The organism is Luteolibacter arcticus (genome assembly GCF_025950235.1).
Classification (GTDB): Bacteria; Verrucomicrobiota; Verrucomicrobiia; order Verrucomicrobiales; family Akkermansiaceae; genus Haloferula; species Haloferula arctica.
In genome coordinates this window covers 23,242-44,544 of record NZ_JAPDDT010000022.1, presented here as the reverse complement: position 1 = coordinate 44,544, position 21,303 = coordinate 23,242, and the positions used below count along the sequence as shown (strand labels likewise).

23 protein-coding genes are annotated in these 21,303 nt (G+C 62.4%); 10 read left to right on the top strand and 13 right to left on the bottom strand.

The window, feature by feature from the left end:
- Positions 1-87 precede the first annotated feature (87 nt).
- A complete protein-coding gene (locus OKA05_RS26830) occupies positions 88-576 on the top strand; it encodes a hypothetical protein (RefSeq protein WP_264490304.1) in 489 nt (162 codons plus the stop codon).
- A gap of 558 nt (positions 577-1,134) precedes the next feature.
- Here the strand turns inward: OKA05_RS26830 and OKA05_RS26825 are convergent.
- Positions 1,135-1,533, bottom strand: coding sequence for an acyl-CoA thioesterase (locus OKA05_RS26825; RefSeq protein ID WP_264490303.1), 399 nt, complete (start codon positions 1,531-1,533; stop codon positions 1,135-1,137).
- Positions 1,534-1,667: 134 nt separating this feature from the next.
- Between OKA05_RS26825 and OKA05_RS26820 the strand changes: the two genes are divergently transcribed.
- Together OKA05_RS26820 and OKA05_RS26815 are read left to right on the top strand one after the other, a co-directional pair.
- A complete protein-coding gene (locus tag OKA05_RS26820) occupies positions 1,668-2,639 on the top strand; it encodes a hypothetical protein (RefSeq protein ID WP_264490302.1) in 972 nt (323 codons plus the stop codon).
- A 509-nt stretch (positions 2,640-3,148) separates the two neighbouring features.
- Positions 3,149-3,742 carry a hypothetical protein gene (locus tag OKA05_RS26815; RefSeq protein ID WP_264490301.1) on the top strand — a complete coding sequence of 198 codons (594 nt, stop codon included), beginning with the start codon at positions 3,149-3,151 and terminating at the stop codon, positions 3,740-3,742.
- Between the two features lie 15 nt (positions 3,743-3,757).
- On the opposite strand, the gene fabF is transcribed toward OKA05_RS26815, so the two are convergent.
- The 8 genes from fabF to OKA05_RS26775 all read right to left on the bottom strand — a co-directional run bounded on the left by fabF (position 3,758) and on the right by OKA05_RS26775 (position 8,910).
- The gene (fabF, locus tag OKA05_RS26810; RefSeq protein ID WP_264490300.1) at positions 3,758-5,002 is read right to left on the bottom strand and encodes a beta-ketoacyl-ACP synthase II; all 1,245 of its coding nucleotides are present in this window, start codon (positions 5,000-5,002) and stop codon (positions 3,758-3,760) included.
- 122 nt (positions 5,003-5,124) lie between these two features.
- Positions 5,125-5,367, bottom strand: a complete 243-nt coding sequence (locus OKA05_RS26805; protein WP_264490299.1) for a hypothetical protein — start codon at positions 5,365-5,367, stop codon at positions 5,125-5,127.
- Between the two features lies 1 nt (position 5,368).
- Complete coding sequence (locus OKA05_RS26800; protein WP_264490298.1) at positions 5,369-6,112, bottom strand: hypothetical protein; 744 nt, start codon at positions 6,110-6,112, stop codon at positions 5,369-5,371.
- Positions 6,113-6,176: 64 nt separating this feature from the next.
- Entirely contained in the window at positions 6,177-6,602 is a 426-nt protein-coding gene (locus tag OKA05_RS26795) for a hypothetical protein (RefSeq protein WP_264490297.1), read from the bottom strand.
- Between the two features lie 27 nt (positions 6,603-6,629).
- Positions 6,630-7,064, bottom strand: coding sequence for an ExbD/TolR family protein (locus OKA05_RS26790; protein ID WP_264490296.1), 435 nt, complete (start codon positions 7,062-7,064; stop codon positions 6,630-6,632).
- Positions 7,061-7,753 carry a MotA/TolQ/ExbB proton channel family protein gene (locus OKA05_RS26785; protein ID WP_264490295.1) on the bottom strand — a complete coding sequence of 231 codons (693 nt, stop codon included), beginning with the start codon at positions 7,751-7,753 and terminating at the stop codon, positions 7,061-7,063. The genes OKA05_RS26790 and OKA05_RS26785 overlap by 4 nt, the downstream gene beginning before the upstream one ends.
- 205 nt (positions 7,754-7,958) lie before the next feature.
- The gene (locus OKA05_RS26780) at positions 7,959-8,492 is read right to left on the bottom strand and encodes a free L-methionine (R)-S-oxide reductase MsrC (protein WP_264490294.1); all 534 of its coding nucleotides are present in this window, start codon (positions 8,490-8,492) and stop codon (positions 7,959-7,961) included.
- Between the two features lie 25 nt (positions 8,493-8,517).
- Positions 8,518-8,910 carry a hypothetical protein gene (locus OKA05_RS26775; protein ID WP_264490293.1) on the bottom strand — a complete coding sequence of 131 codons (393 nt, stop codon included), beginning with the start codon at positions 8,908-8,910 and terminating at the stop codon, positions 8,518-8,520.
- A gap of 132 nt (positions 8,911-9,042) precedes the next feature.
- On the opposite strand from OKA05_RS26775, the gene OKA05_RS26770 reads away from it, so the two are divergent.
- From OKA05_RS26770 to OKA05_RS26755, 4 genes are read left to right on the top strand one after another with little or no spacing between them, the layout of a single operon-like run.
- Positions 9,043-9,183, top strand: a complete 141-nt coding sequence (locus OKA05_RS26770; RefSeq protein WP_264490292.1) for a hypothetical protein — start codon at positions 9,043-9,045, stop codon at positions 9,181-9,183.
- A 57-nt stretch (positions 9,184-9,240) separates the two neighbouring features.
- A complete protein-coding gene (gene dnaX / locus OKA05_RS26765) occupies positions 9,241-10,797 on the top strand; it encodes a DNA polymerase III subunit gamma/tau (RefSeq protein ID WP_264490291.1) in 1,557 nt (518 codons plus the stop codon).
- Positions 10,798-10,855: 58 nt separating this feature from the next.
- Positions 10,856-11,158 carry a YbaB/EbfC family nucleoid-associated protein gene (locus tag OKA05_RS26760; protein WP_264490290.1) on the top strand — a complete coding sequence of 101 codons (303 nt, stop codon included), beginning with the start codon at positions 10,856-10,858 and terminating at the stop codon, positions 11,156-11,158.
- A 30-nt stretch (positions 11,159-11,188) separates the two neighbouring features.
- Positions 11,189-12,214 (top strand): endonuclease/exonuclease/phosphatase family protein, encoded by a 1,026-nt coding sequence (locus OKA05_RS26755; protein ID WP_264490289.1) that lies wholly within the window; start codon positions 11,189-11,191, stop codon positions 12,212-12,214.
- Between the two features lie 145 nt (positions 12,215-12,359).
- Here the strand turns inward: OKA05_RS26755 and OKA05_RS26750 are convergent, their stop codons facing one another.
- From OKA05_RS26750 to OKA05_RS26740, 3 genes are read right to left on the bottom strand one after another with little or no spacing between them, the layout of a single operon-like run.
- Positions 12,360-13,142, bottom strand: a complete 783-nt coding sequence (locus OKA05_RS26750) for a S1 family peptidase (RefSeq protein ID WP_264490288.1) — start codon at positions 13,140-13,142, stop codon at positions 12,360-12,362.
- 16 nt (positions 13,143-13,158) lie between these two features.
- Positions 13,159-14,862, bottom strand: coding sequence for a PQQ-dependent sugar dehydrogenase (locus OKA05_RS26745; RefSeq protein ID WP_264490287.1), 1,704 nt, complete (start codon positions 14,860-14,862; stop codon positions 13,159-13,161).
- Positions 14,859-16,235 (bottom strand): Gfo/Idh/MocA family protein, encoded by a 1,377-nt coding sequence (locus OKA05_RS26740; RefSeq protein WP_264490286.1) that lies wholly within the window; start codon positions 16,233-16,235, stop codon positions 14,859-14,861. Before OKA05_RS26740 ends, OKA05_RS26745 begins: the two co-directional genes overlap by 4 nt.
- A gap of 103 nt (positions 16,236-16,338) precedes the next feature.
- Here OKA05_RS26740 and OKA05_RS26735 point away from each other — a divergent pair, with 103 nt between their 5' ends.
- Positions 16,339-17,187, top strand: a complete 849-nt coding sequence (locus tag OKA05_RS26735; protein ID WP_264490285.1) for a 50S ribosomal protein L11 methyltransferase — start codon at positions 16,339-16,341, stop codon at positions 17,185-17,187.
- A 3-nt stretch (positions 17,188-17,190) separates the two neighbouring features.
- Here the strand turns inward: OKA05_RS26735 and OKA05_RS26730 are convergent, their stop codons facing one another.
- Complete coding sequence (locus OKA05_RS26730) at positions 17,191-17,703, bottom strand: hypothetical protein (protein WP_264490284.1); 513 nt, start codon at positions 17,701-17,703, stop codon at positions 17,191-17,193.
- 551 nt (positions 17,704-18,254) lie between these two features.
- On the opposite strand from OKA05_RS26730, the gene OKA05_RS26725 reads away from it, so the two are divergent.
- A complete protein-coding gene (locus tag OKA05_RS26725) occupies positions 18,255-19,421 on the top strand; it encodes a pyridoxal phosphate-dependent aminotransferase (RefSeq protein WP_264490283.1) in 1,167 nt (388 codons plus the stop codon).
- Positions 19,422-19,658: 237 nt separating this feature from the next.
- Complete coding sequence (locus OKA05_RS26720; protein WP_264490282.1) at positions 19,659-21,302, top strand: CotH kinase family protein; 1,644 nt, start codon at positions 19,659-19,661, stop codon at positions 21,300-21,302.
- Position 21,303 lies beyond the last annotated feature (1 nt).

Below are 21,303 nucleotides of genomic sequence, written 5' to 3'. Positions count from 1 at the left end.
CCGATCCGTGGTCCCGTGATCACGTAGGCGGCTCTTCCGCGATCTCGGAATGTTTTCCGTCGTACGGATCCCGCATTGTCACGGCAAATGAAACGCGCATTCCTCACCGCACTGCTGCTTTCGATCTTCCCGCTCGCCGCCCAAGAGGCGACCGAAGCGTCAAAGATGCGTCTGACCGAGCAACGCGAAGTGATGAGTGCCAGCACCGCGCTCCTCGCCGGCACCTTGGACATCCGCCAGGACGGCACCGCCCGCGCCACCCACCAGCTCGGCAGCTTCAGCACCCGCATCGAGTTCAAGGACCTCACCGTCCATGAAATTACCAAGGTCCCCTTGACCGAGGCCGATGCCGCCAAGGGCATCACCCGCCGCTACCATGCGAAGCTCGCTTGCAAGGCCCACCGCATCTGGGACGGCCCGATGGTCGCGTGGTCGGAGTGGCGGGAAAACGGCTACGGATTCTTCCCTTCCACGGTCGTGGTCGAGGAAGTGAACGGCACCCTCCAAGCGAGCGCCAAGCGCATCAAGGATTTCAGCCCGGGCATCGATGGCGCGATGACGGCCTCGGCCAAGTGATTTGACTTTCCGTGTGTGTGATTCCGGTGGAGGAGGCATCTGGCTACAGGTCGGCCACGTCTTTCCTCCTCCGCCGGAAACTCCCCGTAGAACGCTTGGGCTAACACGTCACTTGAAATGGGCGCGTTATACGGCTTCTTTTTTCTTGAAGGACCCCGGCAAAGTCAGCCGCGGTTGGCATTCACTCCCAAACAAGTGAAGCTCGACGTATGAAAACTCGACCGCCCGGAATTCAGCACCCCGATTGATGTCACCTGGTGATGACCCTCTCCTCGCGTCAAGTGAGGCAAGAAAGGCGACCGAAAGGATCGTGCTTCATCAGCAACGCTCGGCGCTCTGGTTTTTGGTCGCAATCATCGGTGTGTTCCTCAGCAGCTTTTTTGCGATCCCCGCAATGACAACTACCGCGTGGGGCACCTGGCTGATCAATTGGAAATCCAATCTGCTGCTTTATTTCGCGGGGACTTCCCTGATCCTTTGCCTTCTAAATGGAGCTCAAGCCTCGCTCTTGCACCATCAGGTGAAAAAATCACGGAAGGGTAGGCGATAGCGGGCGGATCAGAAGTTCCCTCCAAACTTCCCCCTTGTCCCCTCGTCGATCACCAGCGGCTTGCCCTCGTGATCCACCCGCACGGTGGTCATCTTCCCAAAGGCGCAGACCTCCCCCACCTTCAGCACCTCGAACACCCAGTTCACCGACGCCGCACCGATGCGCTCGATGCCGAGCTGCACCTCGATCACATCGTCGAAGCGCAGCGGGCTCTTGAAATCACACGACACGTGAACCCGCGGCCAGCCACCTTCCTCGCGGCTGATGATCGGAATCCCACGCTCGCGGAGAAAGGCGTGCTCCGCCTCCTCCACGTGGCGGAAGATCTTCGGAAAATGAATCCAGCCGCTGCAATCGGTGTCGCCAAAGGTCACATGGGACGGATGAACGTAGAGCGGATCGAGCATGCCCATGGTATGACGAGCCAAGCTTCAGGCCGCAAGAACGGGCCCATGGGATTCACGACGGCCGGAACCGGCCCGGGGATTTTTCCCCTTTTCCGTCTCCACAATTCCGCTGCGCTGCGATTCACTACCGGCCAATGGGATTGGAGCGTCTCGTCATTTTCTCCGGGCTTCTTGCCGGGCTCATTCTTCCGGCATCGGCGCAGGACCTTCTTCCTCTCCCGGAGGATCTTCCACCGCCCCTGGAGGATGCGCAGGATCTTCTTCCGCCCCTCCAGGAGGATGTCGTCATCGATCGGGTGAACCCCGGCTCCGTTTCGAAGCCCCTCGACTCCGCCAAGGACCTCGCACCCTCGCAACTCATCGGCGAAGGCGGCGGCACTCGCCTGCTTCACTACTGCAACGCGAATCCGGTATCGGTGAAGCCTTCCTTCTTTCATCGCGTCGTGGCGGCGACCGCGGACGGACGCCGGTTTGTCCTCTACCACGATGAATCACGGGCACCGGAGCCGGTAGCCCGCGTGAATGCCCGCGGCGATGTCGCCACCGTTCTCCGCTGGTCCTGCATACGGGCGTACTTCGCCCCCGACTACAAGCCGGTGACCATCCGCAAGCTTCGCAGCGACCGCTTTCTCAAGGCCACCCCTAGGGTCGAACGTTTCACCATCCGGGACATGGCTTGGGGGGAAGGCGTGCTGGTCTGCAGCGGCCAACTCAGCATCGCTTCCGGGGACTACCCGTTCATCTCCCGCCTGCACTTCACGGATCAGGGCGAGGTCAGCGACCACCAGATCCTCTGGACCACGTGGAAACCCGGCATCGCCTTGCGCAAGCAATCCATCAACGGGCAACATCCCGCGGCGAACGGCCTCGCGAAAAGCCTGCACGTGCAAGGACAGCTCGTCCTCTGGAAGAACGCCGGACCACGCCAGCAAACATCCCCGAATGAACTGCCTTCCGGCTTCGAGAAATCCGGATGGCAATGCACCGAGCTAGAGACCGGCATCACCCGCCCTCTCGCCGAAGCGGATCCCGTGGACCGGGACCGCCTCGCGCAGATCGAGCAAGAAATCGAGAAGACGCAGCCAAGCCGCAAGCCGCGACCTTAGAACCGATTCATGGCGGAAGATCTTCGGGAAGTGCAGCCAGCCGCTGCCATCGGCAGCCGCGAAGGTGACCTGAGCCGCAAGACTGTCTCGGCCCCCGCTGACCCCGTTTGATGTCTTATTGACGGAAATTTTACCTTTCCCGGCAGGACGATTCAGATTCCGCGACGTTCATCATGGAGTCCATGAAGCTTTTTCCCTTACCCGTTCTCTCCGGCATTCTCGCCGTGATCATCCCGACCGGGATGGCACAGGATGCAGCAACGCCGCCAAACCCTCCTCGGATCACTGACCGGACGAACCCGGACTCTCCTTACCCGACATCCCTCCGCTATCTCGACCACTCACGGGCTATCGGTGAAGGCGGTGGCGCGCGCCTGCTACTCCATTCCGACCATGACCCCAGAATCCATGTAGTTAATTTCTATCACCGCCTCGTGGCAGAGGCACCGGACGGTCGGCAATTCATCCTCTACGAAGCGCCCTCGAGTGTCCCCCAGCTGAGTGCTCGCATGAACCATCGCGGCGATGTCGCTGTTCCGTACTATCCAGGCCTGAAGACTTTCTTCTCTCCCGAATACAAGCCGGTGGAAATCCGCAAGCTCCGCAGCGACCGTTTCCTGAAGAGCGCGCCCAAATTCAAAGGCTTCTCCATCGGTGATCTCGCGTGGGGCCAGGACATACTGGTTTGCTGCGGCCATTTCCACATCGCCAAGGATGCCTCCCGGCCCACTCGCGGGTCGTGGTCATACCCCTTCGTGTCGCGGCTCTTCTTTGATGACGAGGGCGAGGTCCGCGACCACCAGATCCTCTGGACGACATGGCATCCCGGCCTGGCCCTACCCGACGAAAATTCCGATTTGTGGCAACATCACGAGGCGAATGGCATCGAGGGAAGCCTTCATGTCCAAGGCAATCTCGCCCTTTGGAAGAATCAGGGAGTGACCAATGGGGACTACCCCAGGGAACTGCCGACGGGCTTCGAAAAACCCGTCTGGCAATCCACTGATCTAACAACCGGCACCACCCGCCCTCTTGCTGAAACCGATCCGGTGGACCGGACTCGCTTGGAAAAACTCGATCAGGCAATCGAAGCCCGGAATTAACGCTAGACCGCAGCCTTAGAACCGCTTCACCAGCAGCGAGGCATTGTGCCCGCCGAAGCCGAAGCTGTTGCTGAGCGCCACATCCACCTTCGCTTCGCGGGCCGTGTTTGGCACCACGTCCAGGTCGCACTCAGGATCCTGGTTTTCCACGTTGATGGTCGGCGGCACCACGCCGTCCACGATCGACATGATGGAAGCGATGATCTCAATCCCGCCGGCCGCACCGAGCATGTGCCCGGTCATCGACTTGGTGGAGCTCACCATCAGGCCATTGGTGGCGTAGTCGCCGAACGCCAGCTTGATCGCGCGCGTTTCGGCGACGTCGCCGAGACCGGTCGAGGTCGCGTGGGCGTTGAGATACTGGACGTCTTCCGGGTTCAGCTTGGCGTGCTTCAGCGCCATGCCGATCGCGTAAGCCGGACCCGTGCCATCGGGCGATGGAGCGCTGAGGTGGTGCGCATCCGCGCTGACACCATAGCCGACGAGTTCGGCGTAAATCTTCGCACCGCGAGCCTTGGCGTGCTCGAGCTCCTCGATCACCACCACGCCGGCACCTTCACCCATCACGAAGCCATCGCGGTCCTTGTCGAAGGGGCGGGACGCCTTTTCCGGCGCGTCGTTTCGGGTGCTGAGCGCCTTCATGTTGGCGAAGCCCGCGAGGCCCATCGGCAGGATCGTCGATTCCGCACCACCGGCGAGGAAGGCATCGGCGTCGCCGAATTTGATCATGCGCCACGCTTCCCCGATGTTGTGGTTCGAGGTCGCGCAAGCGGTCACAATCACCATGTTCGGGCCATAGAGGTGGTGCTCCATGGAGATGATGCCACTGGCGATGTTGGAAATCATCATCGGGATCGTGAAGGCCGAGACGCGCTTCGGTCCCTTGGTCAGGCAGACCTCGTGCTCGCGCTCCAGCGTGCCGAGGCCGCCGATGCCGCTGCCGACCATCACGCCGAAACGGCGGCGGTCCACTTTGTCCAGATCCACTCCGCTGTCTGCGAGCGCCATCTTGGATGCGGCCACGGCGAACTGCACGTAGCGGTCGGAGCGGCGCGAGTCCTTAGGCACATTGAAGTACGGATCCGGCGAAAAGTCCTTCACCTCGCCGGCGATCTTGCACTCGTAGGGAGTCGGATCGAGCAGGGTGATCGTGCCGATGCCGCTGCGCCCGGCTTTCATGCCGTCCCACGTGGTTTGCAGATCGTTGCCAAGGGGGCTGACGCAGCCGATACCGGTGATGACGACTCTTCTTTCGCTCATGATGTGTGACTTGGGCGTGGTGGCGTGGCGGATATTTCGGGGGTCCTTAGTGGCTACCGGGATGGGTGGCAAGCCTCATCCCAAACCGTGGATGCAGCTTCCAGCCGCGCATTTGTAAATTTTCAACCGAGACTCTTATTGCGCCCCCGCTCGTTCTCGCCCCCGCAGTGGGGACAGTGGAAAATACGCCCGCGGCCTTCGTCCTCAACCACCAGCAAACACAGCCGGCAACTGACGCGCTTGCGCAGCGACCGGCGCTCGGCATTGCGGTTCGACCAGCGGGAAACCCACTCGAAGAAGATCACGATGACCATCGCGATGCCGATGGCCCCCGCGGCGAGTTCGGTGAGGGAGAGCTCGATCATGTCATGATCCACTTGAAATTTCGACCGCGGTCCAGCCACCGGCCTTGTCCCCGCCCTCGATGATGATCTGGCGGAGCCACTGCTGGCCGCTGTCGTCAGCGGCAGGTTCGGCGGTGAAAAGCGTGGTGACACGGGTCACGCGGCCATTGGCATCGTAGCCCAGCAGGTAGCGATTCCCGCGCGCCAGCGAGGCAGGCAGCATCGCAGCCGGCGCGATGGCGCGAACACCGCCATTGGAGAGGACTAGCGGCCGCGAAGGATCGGGCAGCGGCGGATTCTGCGAAGGAGGCTCGGGCACCGGCAGCGGTGGCAAAACGCCGGGCGAAGTATCCGCCTCCTCACTCATCACGGCCGTCGGGATTTCGACCGTCACCGCCCGGAGTTCCGGTTCGTAACGGTAGCCTGGCGGACGCGCCGCGGCCATAGACCGGTCGATCAAGTCCTTCACGGCCGGATCACCGGCGGGATCCGCGCGCCTTGGCATCGGCCCCGCTTCAAGCGCCAGCATTTCAAGCGACTGCCATTCCTTGCCCTGCGGAACGAGGATCAAGGACCCGCGCCGTTCCGGCTGGCGGGACACACTGCCCACCCGCACCCGCACACTGGCAGCGAGCCCGGCGGTGACCAACGCCACCACCACGAATGCCAGCAGAAAGCGGCCGGTATTCCCCACCGGCAAGCGCCACTGGAAAACGAGACCGCTCTGGCGGTCGCGCGTCGTGCGTTTGTGGCGGAGATTGAACATGAAGTCGCTAAATCAAGGCGATGAAATGACCTGAATCAATTTTTGATTGGGCGGCTTGGGGTGCTCATTGTCTCTTTGCGTTCCATCCGAACGGAACGCTGAATCCGATTGTCGAGAAAACCGCCTCCTTGAGAAGATGCCAGCGCTCTTCGTGGAGGCTGGTTTCCGCTGGATATCTGAAGCTTGGATAGGCGTTGACCCCATTGGACAAAACGCGTCTATCGCGGAACTCAAAGTCCAAGGTCCAAGAACCTCCGTCATCTACAACGGATCCGACATCCTCAGGACGATAAGACGCCTTCCAGCTCTCCAACTCCAGTAGCTTGAGGGCTGCTTCCAAGCGCTCAAGCGAACCTTCTCTCAGAGAGAACTTGGCCGGAAAGCGATCACGGTAGGTTTCAAATCCCGCGAATACCACCGCATCGGAGCCGATGATCAAATCGTACATAGTTCCCGTCCACGAGGACTCTTCCTTAAGATGGAGCTTCATTCGCGAGGAGATTCATCAGCCGTTCCCTTACTCGGGTGCCTTGGGTTGACCCGTCTCCGGCTGCCCGAGCAAATACACCCGCAGCCCCTTCTGCAACGCGACCTCGGCCACATTGCGCTGAATTTCCACCGGCACGCCCTTGTCCACGCGCAGCAGCATCGTGGTGGTCGGGGCGGACTCGCTGCCGCGGCGGGCGTCGAGACGCTCGGAAAGCTGGGCAAGCGAGACCGGCTCACGCTCCAGCCAGTAGCCGGGCGGCTCGCCGGCGGTGACCGTTACCACGGTGGCATCCGCTTGGCGCTCCATCTGGAAGCGCGACACCGGCAGCTCCACCGCCACGCCGGATTGGCTGACGAACTGTCCGCCGAGCAGGAAAAACACCAGCAGCAGCGCGAACAAATTGAAGGCCGGCACCACGAAAAGAAATCCGGGCCGTTCCGGCAGCGTGGATTCCAACTTCATTTTTTCCGCTCCTCGCGCCGGCGGGCTTCGAGTTCATCGCGCATCGAGACGATGCCCGTGTCGATCCTAGCGTCGCAGATCATGTTCACCATCTCGATGCCGGTGCGCTCGATCCGGTGGAAAAGCCGCTTCGTCCGGCCAAGGAAATACAGGTAAAACAGGTAGGCAGGGATCGCGATCGTCAGCCCGACCACCGTGGTGACCAGCGCGGTGAGCACCCCGGCAGTCAGCTCGGCCGGACCGGCGTAGCCGCCGCGCGCACTCATCTGCTCGAACGTCTTCGACAAACCCAGCACCGTGCCAAGCATCCCGGTCAGCGGTGCCAAAACGGCCACTCCGAGAATGCCGCGCAGGTTTTTCTCGATCCGCGGGACTTCAAGCTGGCCGGCCTCCTGGGCGATGTCCCGCAGATCGGGACGCTCCATCGAGTGCCTCAGCAGCACGGCATGGGCGACACGGGCCACCGGGCCCGGGGCGCGGGCCGCTTCATGCATTGCCTCGGCGTAAGCCTTGCGGCGGACGTGATTGGAAAGCCCGACCAGCAGGTCACCGACATTGATCCGGGCGCGATGGAAGAAAAACAGCCGCTCGACCACGAAGACGGCCCCGAAAAACGCGAGCGCCGCCTGCAGCCAAATGATCAGCCCTCCGCTTTCAAGGAGGCCCGAGGGGTTGAATTCGGTCGGCATGGGCGCCGTCTATAAACCACTCCGAAGAATCTGGCCAGCCCGATGACACCACCGTCACACCGGTGGGAAATCACCAATCACCAATCTTCCAATCACCAATCGAAGTGTTTGGAAGAATGAAAAGGGCTCTCGCCCCAGTCGGCGCGCACTGAAAGCAGGCCCCCTCCCACGTCTCCGATCCTCCAGAAGAACTCCGCACCTGGCGTCAGCGGTCATCTCTCCTCAGGCACTTCGATTGGTGATTGAGGGATTGATGATTGGTGATTTCTTCAGACCCCCCCCACCCCGCGAAGATCGCCTCCAGCTCCACCCGGTCCACCTCGTCGAACGCCGATTTCTCCGCCGAATCCACGTCAAACACCGCGATCACCGTCCCCCGGGCGTCCTTCACCGGCACCACGATCTCACTCTCCGCCCGGCTGTCACAGGCGATGTGACCGGGAAATTCATGCACGTCCGGCACCACCTGCGTCTCCCCGCTCGCCCAAGCCGCCCCGCAGACACCCTTCCCCCACCCGATCCGCGAGCACCCCGGCGTCCCTTGATAAGGCCCGATCACCAACTGCCCCCCAACCACCCGGTAAAATCCCGTCCAAAACGCATGCGGCATCGCCTCATGCAGCACACAAGCCGCCAGAGCCATGCGCGCGATCATGTCCGGCTCCCCGGCCCACAGCGCATGCAGGCGTTCACGGGCAGCGGCGTAGTATGATTTCTTTTCGTCGGCAGTAGGGATCATAGGGGCGGATCAAAAGTGCTCGTCTTCATCGGGTCAGCGTCCAAGTGCCGGTGCATTCCGGCATTGGGATGCTCAAGCTCAGGGAAACATTCAGGTTGCCGCCTGGAATTCGCCAAGTGCCCGATGCAGCATCGGCGCTGGAAAACCTGCCACGATAAAGGACAGGCTGATGAGGAATGTCGCGACCAGGGTCGTATCCCAATTCACAAAGCCACTGGCGAACCGAAATACTGCGTCCTTCCTGGACGATGTATGAAACCGGCATCCGCTTGGTGAAACGGATGGACTGCCCACGAAAACCGCCGGTGATTTGACCGATGCCGGGCATGCCCCGCTGCGGCTCATCAGTCACGGTGCCGGAAAACCGCCCGATCACGCGCTGCACCCACGACTGGCGCAAGTGCAACTCGAATCCCACGCCCAAACCGTCCGGGAGACGCTGCTGCTCAAGGTCGTAGAAGTATGAACCTCTCCAGTCTCCATCGATGTGGCTTGGTCCCGGAATCACCCCGACAGATTGGCGACCGGCGGGGCGTTAGGCAACGCCCTGATGAAGCTGACCACCCTGATCCTGGCCGCCGGAATCGCCGACGGGCAGCTGGACCGCGTCGCAGCGATGACCGCCCGGATGGCGGAATTGGACCGCGAAGTCACCGCCGGAGCCCGGCCTGCATGGGCCGCGGGCAAATGACGGGGCCGGGGCGATTCCACACTTCCCTTCCCGGTCATCCGGCATAGCCTCCCGCGCGTGAGCTACCAGGTCTTCGCCCGGAAATACCGCCCGAAAACCTTCGACGACGTCCTCGGCCAGGATCATGTCGTGCGGACGTTGAGAAATGCCATCGCCCAGCAGCGACTGGCACACGCCTACTTGTTCGTCGGCCCGCGCGGCACCGGCAAGACCACCACCGCCCGCATCCTCGCCAAGGCGCTGAATTGCACGAACGGCCCCAAGGCCGATTTCGATCCGGACGAGGACGTCTGCGTGGAAATCGCCGAAGGCCGCTCACTGGACGTCCTTGAGATCGACGGTGCCTCGAATAACTCCGTGGATGACGTTCGCAACATCCGCGAATCCGTCCGCTTCGCCCCGGCCCGCGGGCAGTTCAAGATCTACTACATCGACGAAGTTCACATGCTCTCCACCGCGGCCTTCAATGCGCTGCTGAAGACGCTGGAAGAGCCGCCGGAGCACGTGAAGTTCATCTTCGCCACCACCGAGGCGCACAAGGTGCTACCGACCATCCTCTCCCGCTGCCAGCGCTTCGACCTGCGGCCGATTCCCACGGAGATCATCGCCAATCACCTGCTCTACATCGCCAAGGAAGAAGGCGTGAACCTTCACCAGTCCGCGGCGTGGGCAATCGGCAAGGGCGCCGACGGCGGCATGCGCGATGCCCAGTCGATGCTCGACCAGCTCGTCGCCTTCTGTGGCGAAACCATCACCGAGGCGAACGTGCTGGATGTCTTCGGCTTCACCTCGCGGGAAACCGTGGCCTCGGTGATCGGCAGCCTGCTCGCCCGCGACACGCCGGCAGCCCTCACCACCGTCCAGCGCGAAGCCGAGGCCGGCCGCGAACTCTCGCAGCTCCTCGGCGAGCTCATCGGCTCCGTCCGCGCTCTGCTGGTCGCCAAGCTCGACTCCACCACCGGCGGCGATGGCATTCCCACCGAAATCTGGACCGCGCTGAAAGCCGCCGCCGAAGCCTACCCGGCGGAGCGTTTGCTCTCGGTCATCGACGTCTTTGCCGAAACGGAAGGCCGCATGAAGTGGGCTTCCAATAAGCGCCTCCATCTTGAGATCGGCATGATCAAGGCGGTCCAGACGCTCGCCGAAGTCCGGCTTTCCGACGTGATCAAGGTGCTCGCCGGAGCCACCGACCAGCTCACCTCACCGGTCACCATTGCAGCACCTGCACCTGCGCCTGCGGTTGCCGCTCCAGCGGTGACGGCGGCGGTAGCAGTTCCCGAGCTCGCCCCCGAGCCAGCCGCTCCCGCACCGCCTCCTGCCCCGGAAGCGATGGCCGTGGAGATCCCCGAGCCCGTCCCCCACGCCTTGCAGGAAGAACCGCCCGCAAGGCAGGACAAGGTCTTCTCTCTCGACGAACTGATCGAGCAGGCTCCCGAAGGATCCTCGTTCGATCCCACCCCTCCACCGGTTCATTCCGACGCCCCGCCATGGAAACCCGAACCCGACGCGCCCCCAGAGCCGCCGGCTCCGAAGGTCGACCCCATGGAGGAGTTCTACAAGGACCCGCTCATCCAGACCGCGCTCGAAATGTTCGCGGCCACGATCAAGAAGTGATCTCCTTTCACTGATCCCCGATCTCAGATTTCAATCTCAAATCTCCAATTCCAGATCCATGAACATCCAGAAACTCATGAAGCAGGCGCAGCAGATGCAGGCCGGGATGGCCGCTGCGCAGGAAGAACTCGCCAAGCGCACCGTCGAGACCAGCGTCGGCGGCGGGAAGGTCACCGTGGTCGCCACCTGCGCCGGTGACGTGCAGTCCATCAAGATCGACAAGTCGGTCGTCGATCCGGAGGACGTCGACTTCCTCCAGGACCTCGTTCTCAAGGGCGTTCAAGAAGCCGTCAATAAAGGCAAGGAAGTTGCTGCGGCGGAGATGAAGAAGCTGACCGGCGGCATGGGGCTGCCGTTCTAACAGCAACCGCCGGTTTTGTTTCCCTCCCCGATGAAATCGTCCCGCTTCCGACGCCGCGCCGGATGGACGCTCATCGGCTTTTCGCTCCTGCTCCACATGGCGACGGTCTATGCCTTCGCCGAGCAACCGGACAAGTTGGCGGCCTTCACCGTCATGCCCATCTGGGTCTGGGGCGGCATCGGCCTGCTCTGCTCCACCATCGCCTTCTGGTTCCTGCGCGCGCCGCTGTCGCTGATCGTCACCGGCATCTGGGCGATGACGGTTTTGCTCGGTGCCGATGAGGCGCGGGTGATCGGCAACATCGGCAAGTCCGCGCCCATCCCGGGAGCACCGGGCATTGCCGACGGCCGGCAACTGATGCGAGTGGTGTCGCTCAACTGCAATTTCTTCATGTACGGCGGCAACAAGGGCAGCGGCGGCGACCCTTCCGCCGACCTCCGCCGCTGGGATCCGGATATCGTGCTGCTGCAGGAAGTCCATCCGCACCAGGTCCGGCACATCGCCGACGCACTCTATCAGGGCCGCGGCGACTACCGGATCTACGCGACCAATGGCGTGGTCAGCCGCTGGAAAATCGTCCGCGAGGTGAACCCCAGCACACCGGGCTACCGGCTCCAGCAGGTGACCGTCCGCAAGCCCGACAACCTCGATGTCGAGGTGGTCAACGTCCACCTCCAGAGCGCCGCCACCGACCTGCGCCTCTGGCAGCGCGAATGCTGGCGCACGCATGCCATCAACCGCGCCCATCGCCGCAAGGAATTGGCGATCGCCCTGACCATCCTGGCCGACACGGCACCGGGGAAGCCCACATTGTTTGGCGGCGACTTCAATGCACCGCCGGGCGACCCGATCCAGAGCCTGCTGCGTTCGGATTTCCGCGATGCATTCGTCGAGGCCGGCGTCGGCTGGGGAAACACCTTCCAGCGCCGCATTCCCATCCACCGCATCGATCAGATCCATCACTCGCGCCACTTCAAGGCGATGCGCTGCACCGCCGTGACCACGCGCCGCAGTGACCACCGCATGGTGGTAGCGGATTTCTTGCCCTCGTCGTGAGGCGGCCAGCCCCTCTCGAAGCCTCTGAAAAAGTAGCTGGGGCATCTTGCCCCAGTCCGTTGGAGGGGCATCCCGCCCCTCCCTTTTGGTTCTTCAATGGCCGGTCTTTGAGATCACCCTTCCGACGGGATTTTCAGGCAGCTTCTCAACGCCCGGAAGCAGGGACATCCACCGTATTTTTCGCCAGGCGGATCGTCTCGAGGATCAGCGGTGCGGCGAGCGCCTTGCTCAGGCCCATCGGTGTTTCGATCTTCCGCGTCTCGCGCTCGCTCTTGATGTTCTCGACGTGGTTGATCCGCGCGGTCACGAGCCCCACGACTTGAGGCTTCCCCTCCCCCGCATCGATGAATACCGGACCACCGCTGTCGCCATCCCACGCGGTGGCATCGATGATGAACTCGGGATGCTTCTCCATCGTCTCCGCGGGGAAACTCGCGACCACCGCCTGACGCGCGAGCGGAAAGCCCGCGCCATTCGCCTCCACCCGCGCCGGGTAGGTCAGCAGCATGACGGGATCGCCGAAGCACGGAAAGCCATCCGTCTTCACCGCGTCGATCGGCAAGGTCGCATCCTCCGGCAATTCGAGGACCACCCGCATGACCGCGAGGTCCTGATGGGGATGCTTGGTCCACAATGGGCGGTCGCCTTCGCGAATGGCAACCGTCTTGTCCTGGCGCTTCCAAGTTGCCTCTTCCCCCGCCTCGCGCAGCACCAGTATCGATGATTCGCCCGTTGCCTTTTCAAAGGTGTGGGCCGCGGTGACAAGAAACACGTCCGCACCATCGCGCAGCAGGAAGCACGTCGCGGTGGAGTCCTTGTTGAAGAGCTTGAAGGTCACACGCATCATCCCCTCCGCATGCTCCGCGGAGTGGGCCGGTGAAACGAGAAGCGCGAGCGCCGCAAAGGTGGTGAGCAGGAGGGATTTCATCAGGGGTGGGTTCGCGTCATTCGAAGTGCGCACCGGAAAAGTCGATCCGGCTGATCATCCCTTCATAGCCGACGACGTAAAGTTCGCCCGCCTCGTCTTCGCAAAAGGAAACGATCCGCTGGGGAGCGACGCCGATCTGGCGCGCTGTTTTCAAAACGCCGTTTTCCAATGTGATGCCGAAGATGATCTTCGAGGTGTAGTCGGCAAAGACATAGACCCCTTGGAACGAGGGGTTGCCAGAGCCGCGATAGACGTGCCCTCCGGTGATGGAGTTGCCGAATTTCCGGCGGTAGGCGAACACCGGTCGCGTGAAGGTGCGATCCTCCTTTCGATACTGGCTGGAGAACGGCTCGAAACCTTCGAAAACGTTCCAGCCATGGTTCTCTCCGCGACGAACGATGGCCACTTCCTCCAGCCGGTCCTGCCCCACATCGGCGAGCCACAGGTCGCCCGTGCGACGATCGAAGCTGAAGCGCCAGGGATTGCGGAATCCATAGGCCCAGATCTCCGGCCGCACACCGGACTTGCCGACGAAGGGATTGTCCGGCGGGATCGCATAGGGGCGACCGTCTTCTTCCCGATCCACGTCGATGCGCATCACCTTGCCTAACAAGAGGTCGAGATTCTGCGCATGGCCATTGGGATCGTGGTGCGGACCGGTGTCACCCATCACCAGATAAAGAAAGCCATCCGGCCCGAATTCGAGGCAGCCGCCGCTGTGATCCTCCGCAACGCTGGCGATCTTCAAGATCACGCGCGGCGGCTCGCCGGAGTCCGCGTTGGAACCGGCACCGAACTTCTTCTCGACGATCCGGGTGACGACCTCGCCCTCTTCCAGCGTCTGATAGAAAAGGTAGTACCTCCGGTTCTCCCGGAACTTCGGGTGAAACGCCACATCAAGCAGCCCATTCGGCCCCCGCTCGCTGAAGACCACCTCGGAAAGATTCGCGAAGACCACGCTCTCCTCTCCCGTCGCCGTCTTCGTCACCTGCCAAATCGTGCCACCCTGATGCAGCAGCATGAACACACCCGGCGATCCTGGGATCGCGCGCAGCGAGGTGAGACCACTCTCCGCCCGGCCACGCGGCAGTTTGAATTCCTTCGCGAAGAAAGGCCGGACCGTCACCGGCTTTGCGAGCACGGGAATCTCCAGCGGCATCCCGCGATCACTTGCAAGCGTGGCCTCGGCTTGCTTGAGGGTGGTCAGGTATTCGATGAGGTCGGTGAACTCCCCTGTCGTAAGTTGGACATGCAGCCCCTCCGGCATCAGCGAAACGGTTAGCCCCGACTGTTCCTTGATGTCAGCGGCGGCGATGGACACCAGCTTCCCATCCACGCCCATGATCTGCACTCCCTCGTCATTCTTCTGCTTGAGCGTTCCTTGGAAAGCAGTTCCGGCCTTCGTCTGCACGATCACGGCACCATAGCCCGGGGCAATCGTGGCGGATGGCTTCAGAACGGACTCGATCAGGTCGCGCCGTCCAAAGGCATCGCCCGCCGCAAAGAGATCCGGACCGGCCTTGCTCGAGCTGCCATCGACCGAGTGACAATGGGCACAGAGCAGCCGCTCGTCATTGAAGAACGCCTTACCCCGCAAGGCATCGCCGGAACGACTCAGCGCGTGGCGGCGATACGCGCCAGCATCCGGCACCTGCGCGAGGGCAGGCACCAGCAGGCCGCAAGCCAGCGCGCCGAGAAGCGGGAGCAGGAATTGCCTCACCAGCCAGCGCGATTGGTTCGCTTCACGAATTGCGCCGCCTGCGGGCAGTTCTTCGACTGCATGCCGGGACCGTCCCATTCCATCTTCACTCCTTCACCAACGCGCAGGGCGATGCAGCCGAGCAGGATGATTTCGGTGAGGTAGCCGGCGATCTCGAAATTCGAGTAAGCCGGAGTGCCGTTCTTCATCATGTCGAACCACTCCTGATTGTGCCCCGGCGAACGGGGAATGCTCTGCGCCACGGCTTTGACAGCTTCATGGTCATCGCCTTTGGTGAAGGTCTTTTCATCCTTGAGCTGAATGAAGAATTGCGAGCCGTAGTCATCGGGAGAAAAGAGGATTCCCTTGTCCCCGATGATCAGGCAGCCGCTGGCCGGCAGGCTGCCGTTCATGGCCACCACGTCCTTCACGATGTTCGGGTATGGGCGCAGCGGCTTGAAGTCGCTGTTAGGCGCGCCGTCGTACCACCAGAACTTGAGCGGCGGCAGACCATCACGCTCGGGGAATTCGAAGCGGATGCGCGAGGTCAGCGGATAGGTTTCCGAGTAAACGCGCGACGCCATCTCGCACTCGACCACGGTCGGAAAGCCCAGCTTCAACGCGCGGAACGGCATGTTCACCGTGTGGCAGGCCATGTCGCCGAGCGCACCGGTGCCGAAGTCGGACCAGCCGCGCCAAGCAAAGGCATGGTAGGCATTCTCGACAAACGGCCGGTCCGCCGCAGGGCCCAGCCAGAGGTCCCAATCGAGATGCTCCGGCACCGGGCTCGACCCCTTCGGACGGTCCATCCCCTGCGGCCAGACCGGCCGGTTGCTCCACACGTGCAATTCCTTCGGTGCGCCGATCACGCCGGCTTGGATGACCTCCACCGCCCGGCGCAGACCGTCGGCGGCGCTGCCTTGATTCCCCATCTGGGTGGCCAGTTTCTTTTCGGAAGCGACGCGCTTCAGCTCGCGAGCCTCGAAGACCGTCTGGGTCAGCGGCTTCTGGCAGTAGATGTGCTTGCCCATCCCCATCGCCATCATCGCCGCCGGGCCGTGCATGTGGTCGGGTCCGGAGATCGTCACCGCGTCAATCGACGAGCCGAGCTCGGCGAGCATCTTGCGGTAGTCGGCGAACTTCTTCGCCTCGGGAAACTGGCCGGCTTTCTTGTCGAGGGAGCGCCGGTCCACGTCGCACAACCCCACGATGGTGCCGCCGCACTTGGCCGCGTCATTGACGTCGCTGTCCCCTTTCCCGCCGACACCGATGCAGGCGACATTGATGCGGCTGTTCAGATTCTGCCCGCGCACGATGGCGGGGAAACCGAGCAGGAGACCACCGGCACCGAGGCCGGACTGTTGGAGGAATTTGCGGCGATGGATCGAGGGCATGGCTAGAAAAACGCGTTCGACGGGATACCCACGGGACTCACGCCGTCTTTCGGTCCGCAAAATTGATGTTGGGACTTTTCTTGCCCGCGCTTAAAACCGCGGCGTGTTCGTCTGGTCGAAACTCTCTGCCTCCAAGTGGCTCGATGCCTGGGAAGATCGCTTCCACGGCAATCCGAATTTCGTGCTCCATATCATCAAGGGCGGCAAATCCGTCCGCGTGGAAGTCTTCTGCGCCACGAAATCGGAGGCGGAAGCCATCGCCAAGCAGTTCGGCGGCTCGGTCCGCAAGCTGTCCGCGGATTGGAAAAAAGCCGCGCCGGAAGTCCCGCCGCCGCTCAAGGTCCGGGACAAGTTCATCGTGACCCAGGCCTCGACGGCAAAGGATCTCAAGCAGCTCGCCAAGGATTTCCCCGGCCGCGATGTCATCAGCATCCCGCCCGAAATGGCCTTCGGCACCGGCGATCACGCCACCACCTCGACCTGCCTGCGCTTCCTCGTGGACGTCGCGAAATCCCGCCCCCCCGGATGGTCCTGCGCCGACCTCGGCACGGGCAGCGGCCTGCTCGCCATCGCCGCGAAGAAGCTCGGGGCCGGCGACACCTTCGCCTGCGATTACGACCCCTTCGCCTTGGCCGTCGCCGAGCGGAATTTCCCCCGCAACCACGTGGAAGGCGTTGAGGTCAAGGAACTCGACATCCTGAAGTGGAAGCCGCGCAAGAAATACGACGTCGTCCTCGCCAACATCTTCTCCACCGTTCTGATCCAAGCCTTCCCGGTGATCATCAAGACCCTCAAACCCGGCGGCGACATCGTTCTCTCCGGGATTCTAGCCAGCCAGGCATGGGACGTCTTCACCGCCGCCGCCTCCCACGGCCTCGGCTTCCCCGAAGTCATCAAAAAAGGCAAATGGGTCACCGCCCGCGGCGGCTGGATGAATGACCTGACGGCCTGAGCCTTAGTCGCCGGTCACTTCGGGATACTGCTGCCGCAGGAAGATCAGGTCAGCGGCATCCTTCTCGCGGTGGGTGCTGCGCTTCATGCGCCAGAGCAAGCGGGGAGAGGCGAAGGGAATCGGCACCCCCTGGACTGCCCGAATGACCACTTCTTTGGAGGCCTCTTCGTAGTCGATCCCGGAAGCCGACTTCATGAGATCGATCACGATTTCATCGGCGACGCGGACGACAGTATATTTCTCCACTTCGCCGGGCTGAAGCTGCAGCACGGCCTTGTCGGGAAGCGATTCCAGACAACGGTAAACCTTGGCTTCGTTTTCGGAACTGGTGTCGAGCAGCAGGTCCACATCCCCCGTCGTGCGGCCGTATCCGGCATACATGATGGCAAAACCACCGACGATCAGATAGCGTGCGTCGATGGCGTTCAGCAGACGGCACATGGACACCAGATCGTCTTCGGTGGGCGCACGCGAAACTAGCTCGCCCTCTTGCGGCTCGTCATCTTCGTCATCCATGCGTCCGCGTCCTCGTGGGTTTTGAAACGAAAAATACCGCGGGGGCAGATGCCGCGCTGTTGCCCCGCCATCACTTGATTGAGCGTTTTTTGAAGACCCGCACCGGAAGGAGGCATTCGGCGACCCACGGTCTTGCCGATGAATTCCTCCACGTTGACGACAGGTCTGGGCTGCACGGCTGGAGGGTAGAACGCCTGACATGTCTTTTCAACCATGCTCCGGCGACGGACGGAAATTCATATTCGATCCTTCACGGACGATGCGGCAGCACGGACGACTATGATCTTCCCAAGCACGGGCCCCGAAAAGACCGACGTTCGGCTCTACTAATTGATGATCAACCATCTAAGCTTACTGATCCGCACTTGGAAAAAAGCAGACCCGCCCGTGGTCACCCGTCGTTTCCCAATGACCCCTGACCGTCAACCGCTGACCATTTCACTTGCGCCGGGGCCTCCCGCCCGTCAGAAAAGCCGCCCGCTCCGACCGGGGGCTGCGCGAAAACTCCGTGCCCGCCCCGACCGGGCGAGAAACACCATCCGCGCGCTTCCATGGACAGCATTTCATCCCGAATCCAAGAGGTTACCCCTTCCCTCACCCTGGCCGTCACCAACCAGGCCAAGGCCATGCTCGCCCGCGGCGAGGAAGTCTACGGACTGGCCGGCGGCGAACCCGAGGTCGATACCCCGGAGCATATCAAGGCTGCCGCCATCGTCGCCCTCCAGCAGGGCAAGACCAAGTACACCCCGTCCGGCGGTATCCCGGAGCTGCGCGACGCGCTCGCTGCCAAGCTCATCGCCGACAACGATCTGGCCTACGACCCGAAGCAAATCTGCGTCACCGCCGGTGCCAAGATGGCCTGCTTCAATGCCATCCTCGCCGTCGTCGAGGAAGGCGATGAAGTCATCATCCCCACCCCTTACTGGGTCAGCTACCCGGAAATGGTGAAGATCGCCGGCGGCAAGCCGGTCCTCGTCGAGACCCAGGAGTCCAACGGCTGGAAGATGACCGCCGAGCAATTCGAGGCCGCCATGACCCCGGCCACCAAGATGGTCATCCTCAACTCACCTTCCAACCCGACCGGCGCGATCTACACCGAGAAGGAACTGCGCGACATCGGCGAAGTCGCCCTTTCGGAAGACATCGTGATCCTTTCCGACGAGATCTACGAAAAGCTCGTCTATGGCGACAACAAGCACGTCTCGATCGCCTCGCTTAGCCAGGAACTCTACGACCTGACGATCACCGTCAACGGCTTCTCGAAGGCCTACTCGATGACCGGCTGGCGCCTCGGCTACACCGCCGCACCGAAGCCGCTCGCGGATGCGATCGACAAGATCCAGAACCACACGGTTTCCAACGCCACCACCTTCTGCCAGTACGCCGCGATCGCCGCGCTGCAGGGCGACCAGACCTTCATCAGCGACCTGCGCGACGAGTATGACGTGAAGCGCCAGTTCATGTTCCAGCGCCTCAAGGGTATCCACAATATCCGCGTCGTGGAGCCGAAGGGTGCCTTCTACTTCTTCATCTACACCGGCCAGCTCGGCCTGAAGTCGATGAACCTGACCGACAAGCTGCTGAGCCGCTACAAGGTGGCCGCCGTTCCAGGCATCGCCTTCGGCTACGACGATGGCATCCGCATGAGCTACTGCACCACGCTGGACGTGCTCAACGAAGGCCTCACCCGCTTCGAGCAATTCTGCCGCGAGCATTGATTCGCACCGCGGAAAGGAAGCGCCTCTAACAAAAAGCCCGGGACCGCAAGGACCCGGGCTTTTTCATGGTGGTCCGCACGCTCCGCGTGCGGCACGAAGCCGTTCTCGCGGCAGACGGAAACCTCCGGTACTTCCGCAACCGCACCCTCCAAGTGCGCACCACATTGTTCTCGAAACCTTTCCCACCACCCGGTGTTCCTCCCCCGTCTCTCTCCTCCGAGGCCGATTCCAAGCCTCATGAAACTTCACCTTTCCGTCGCCGCCGCTCTTCTCTCTCCCCTGCTTGCCCAACAACCGCCCGAAGGTGGTCCGCCCGGTGGATTCCCCGGTCGCGGCGGTCCGATGATGCAAGAGGATCGCAAGGTCCTCCACCAATTCGACAAGGACTCCAACCAGCGCCTCGACAAGGACGAGCGCGCCGCCGCCCGCAAATTTCTCAAGGCAAACCCGGGCCCACAACGCGGCGGACCACGGGGTGGTTTTCGCGGCGGTCCCGGCGGTTTCGGCCCGCGCGAAGAAGAGACACCAGTCACGCCCGGCGCCCGCATTTCTCCCGCCGACATAAAGCCGGCATCCGGTGACCTCTATGCCGCGAATACCCTGCGGACGATCTTCCTCGATTTCGAAAACGCCGACTGGGAAGCCGAGCTCGAAGCCTTCCACAGCACCGATGTCGAAGTGCCCGCCACCATGACGGTCGATGGCAAAAGCTATCCCGGCGTCGGCATCCACTTCCGCGGCATGTCGAGCTACATGATGGTGCCCGCCGGCAAGAAGCGCTCGCTCAATGTCGCGATCGACTTCACCGAGAAGAAGCAACGCCTGGAGGGATACAAGACCCTCAATCTTCTCAACAGCAACGGCGACGGCAGCTTCCTCAGCGCGGTGCTCTATTCACACATCGCGCGACAATACATCGCCGCGCCGAAGGTCAACCTCGTGCGCGTCGTGATCAATGGCGAGAACTGGGGCGTCTATGTGAACCAGCAGCAGTTCAACAAAGACTTCATCCAGGAAAACTTCCGCACCTCGAAGGGCGCTCGCTGGAAAGTCCCCGGCTCCCCGAATGGCCAAGGCGGTCTCGATTACATCGGCGACAACATCGAGGACTACAAGAAGCGCTACGAGATGAAGTCGGGCGATGACGACGATTGGAAGTCGCTCATCCAGCTCTGCAAGACCCTCTCGGAAACACCCTCCGACCAACTCGAAGCCGCCGTCTCCCCCCTCCTCGATATTGACAGCGTCCTCTGGTTCCTCGCCCTCGATTGCGGCCTGCTGAATAGCGACGGCTACTGGACTCGCGCCAGCGACTACAGCCTCTATCGCGACAAGGAAGGCAGGTTCCACCTGATCCCCGGCGACATGAATGAAGCCTTCCGCGCTGCCGGCGGCCCCGGCTTTGGCGGACCGCGAGGTGGCGGCGGACGCGGCCCCGGCGGCCCACCGCAACCACAAGGCCAGCCCGATGAAGCACCACGCCCTCAAGCCGCAGCCCCGCAAGGAGGCGGCGTGAAGCTCGATCCCCTCACTGGCCTCGACGATGCGAAGAAGCCACTGCGCTCGAAGCTGCTCGCCGTCCCCGCCTTGCGCGAACGCTATCTAACAAATGTCCGCACGCTCGCCGACAAGGATCTCGATTGGAAGAACCTCGGCACAGTGGTGGCAGGTTACCGCGAGTTGGCCGGCAAGGAACTCGCCGCGGACACGCGCAAGACCTCCACCACGGCGGAGTTCGACAACCTCACCTCCGACGCGCCCGCCGAAGCGGAAGCACCGCGCGGCTTCGGTCACGGCGGCATGCCCCTCAAGACCTTCGCCGACCAGCGCCGGGCCTATCTCCTCTCACTGCCCGGGACGACCGAGCATCAAGGGAAGTGAT

Excerpts from the sequence above, each read along its gene's own strand:
- OKA05_RS26740 (WP_264490286.1), bottom strand. The coding sequence starts at position 16,235 with ATGCCCTCGATCCATCGCCGCAAATTCCTCCAACAGTCCGGCCTCGGT.
- OKA05_RS26725 (WP_264490283.1), top strand. The coding sequence starts at position 18,255 with ATGGACAGCATTTCATCCCGAATCCAAGAGGTTACCCCTTCCCTCACC.
- fabF (WP_264490300.1), bottom strand. The coding sequence starts at position 5,002 with ATGAGCGAAAGAAGAGTCGTCATCACCGGTATCGGCTGCGTCAGCCCC.
- OKA05_RS26800 (WP_264490298.1), bottom strand. The coding sequence starts at position 6,112 with ATGTTCAATCTCCGCCACAAACGCACGACGCGCGACCGCCAGAGCGGT.
- OKA05_RS26770 (WP_264490292.1), top strand. The coding sequence starts at position 9,043 with ATGAAGCTGACCACCCTGATCCTGGCCGCCGGAATCGCCGACGGGCAG.
- OKA05_RS26780 (WP_264490294.1), bottom strand. The coding sequence starts at position 8,492 with ATGATCCCTACTGCCGACGAAAAGAAATCATACTACGCCGCTGCCCGT.
- OKA05_RS26720 (WP_264490282.1), top strand. The coding sequence starts at position 19,659 with ATGAAACTTCACCTTTCCGTCGCCGCCGCTCTTCTCTCTCCCCTGCTT.
- OKA05_RS26790 (WP_264490296.1), bottom strand. The coding sequence starts at position 7,064 with ATGAAGTTGGAATCCACGCTGCCGGAACGGCCCGGATTTCTTTTCGTG.
- OKA05_RS26825 (WP_264490303.1), bottom strand. The coding sequence starts at position 1,533 with ATGCTCGATCCGCTCTACGTTCATCCGTCCCATGTGACCTTTGGCGAC.
- OKA05_RS26755 (WP_264490289.1), top strand. The coding sequence starts at position 11,189 with ATGAAATCGTCCCGCTTCCGACGCCGCGCCGGATGGACGCTCATCGGC.
- OKA05_RS26750 (WP_264490288.1), bottom strand. The coding sequence starts at position 13,142 with ATGAAATCCCTCCTGCTCACCACCTTTGCGGCGCTCGCGCTTCTCGTT.
- OKA05_RS26795 (WP_264490297.1), bottom strand. The coding sequence starts at position 6,602 with ATGAAGCTCCATCTTAAGGAAGAGTCCTCGTGGACGGGAACTATGTAC.
- OKA05_RS26815 (WP_264490301.1), top strand. The coding sequence starts at position 3,149 with ATGAACCATCGCGGCGATGTCGCTGTTCCGTACTATCCAGGCCTGAAG.
- OKA05_RS26760 (WP_264490290.1), top strand. The coding sequence starts at position 10,856 with ATGAACATCCAGAAACTCATGAAGCAGGCGCAGCAGATGCAGGCCGGG.
- OKA05_RS26785 (WP_264490295.1), bottom strand. The coding sequence starts at position 7,753 with ATGCCGACCGAATTCAACCCCTCGGGCCTCCTTGAAAGCGGAGGGCTG.
- OKA05_RS26820 (WP_264490302.1), top strand. The coding sequence starts at position 1,668 with ATGGGATTGGAGCGTCTCGTCATTTTCTCCGGGCTTCTTGCCGGGCTC.
- OKA05_RS26730 (WP_264490284.1), bottom strand. The coding sequence starts at position 17,703 with ATGGATGACGAAGATGACGAGCCGCAAGAGGGCGAGCTAGTTTCGCGT.
- OKA05_RS26805 (WP_264490299.1), bottom strand. The coding sequence starts at position 5,367 with ATGATCGAGCTCTCCCTCACCGAACTCGCCGCGGGGGCCATCGGCATC.
- OKA05_RS26830 (WP_264490304.1), top strand. The coding sequence starts at position 88 with ATGAAACGCGCATTCCTCACCGCACTGCTGCTTTCGATCTTCCCGCTC.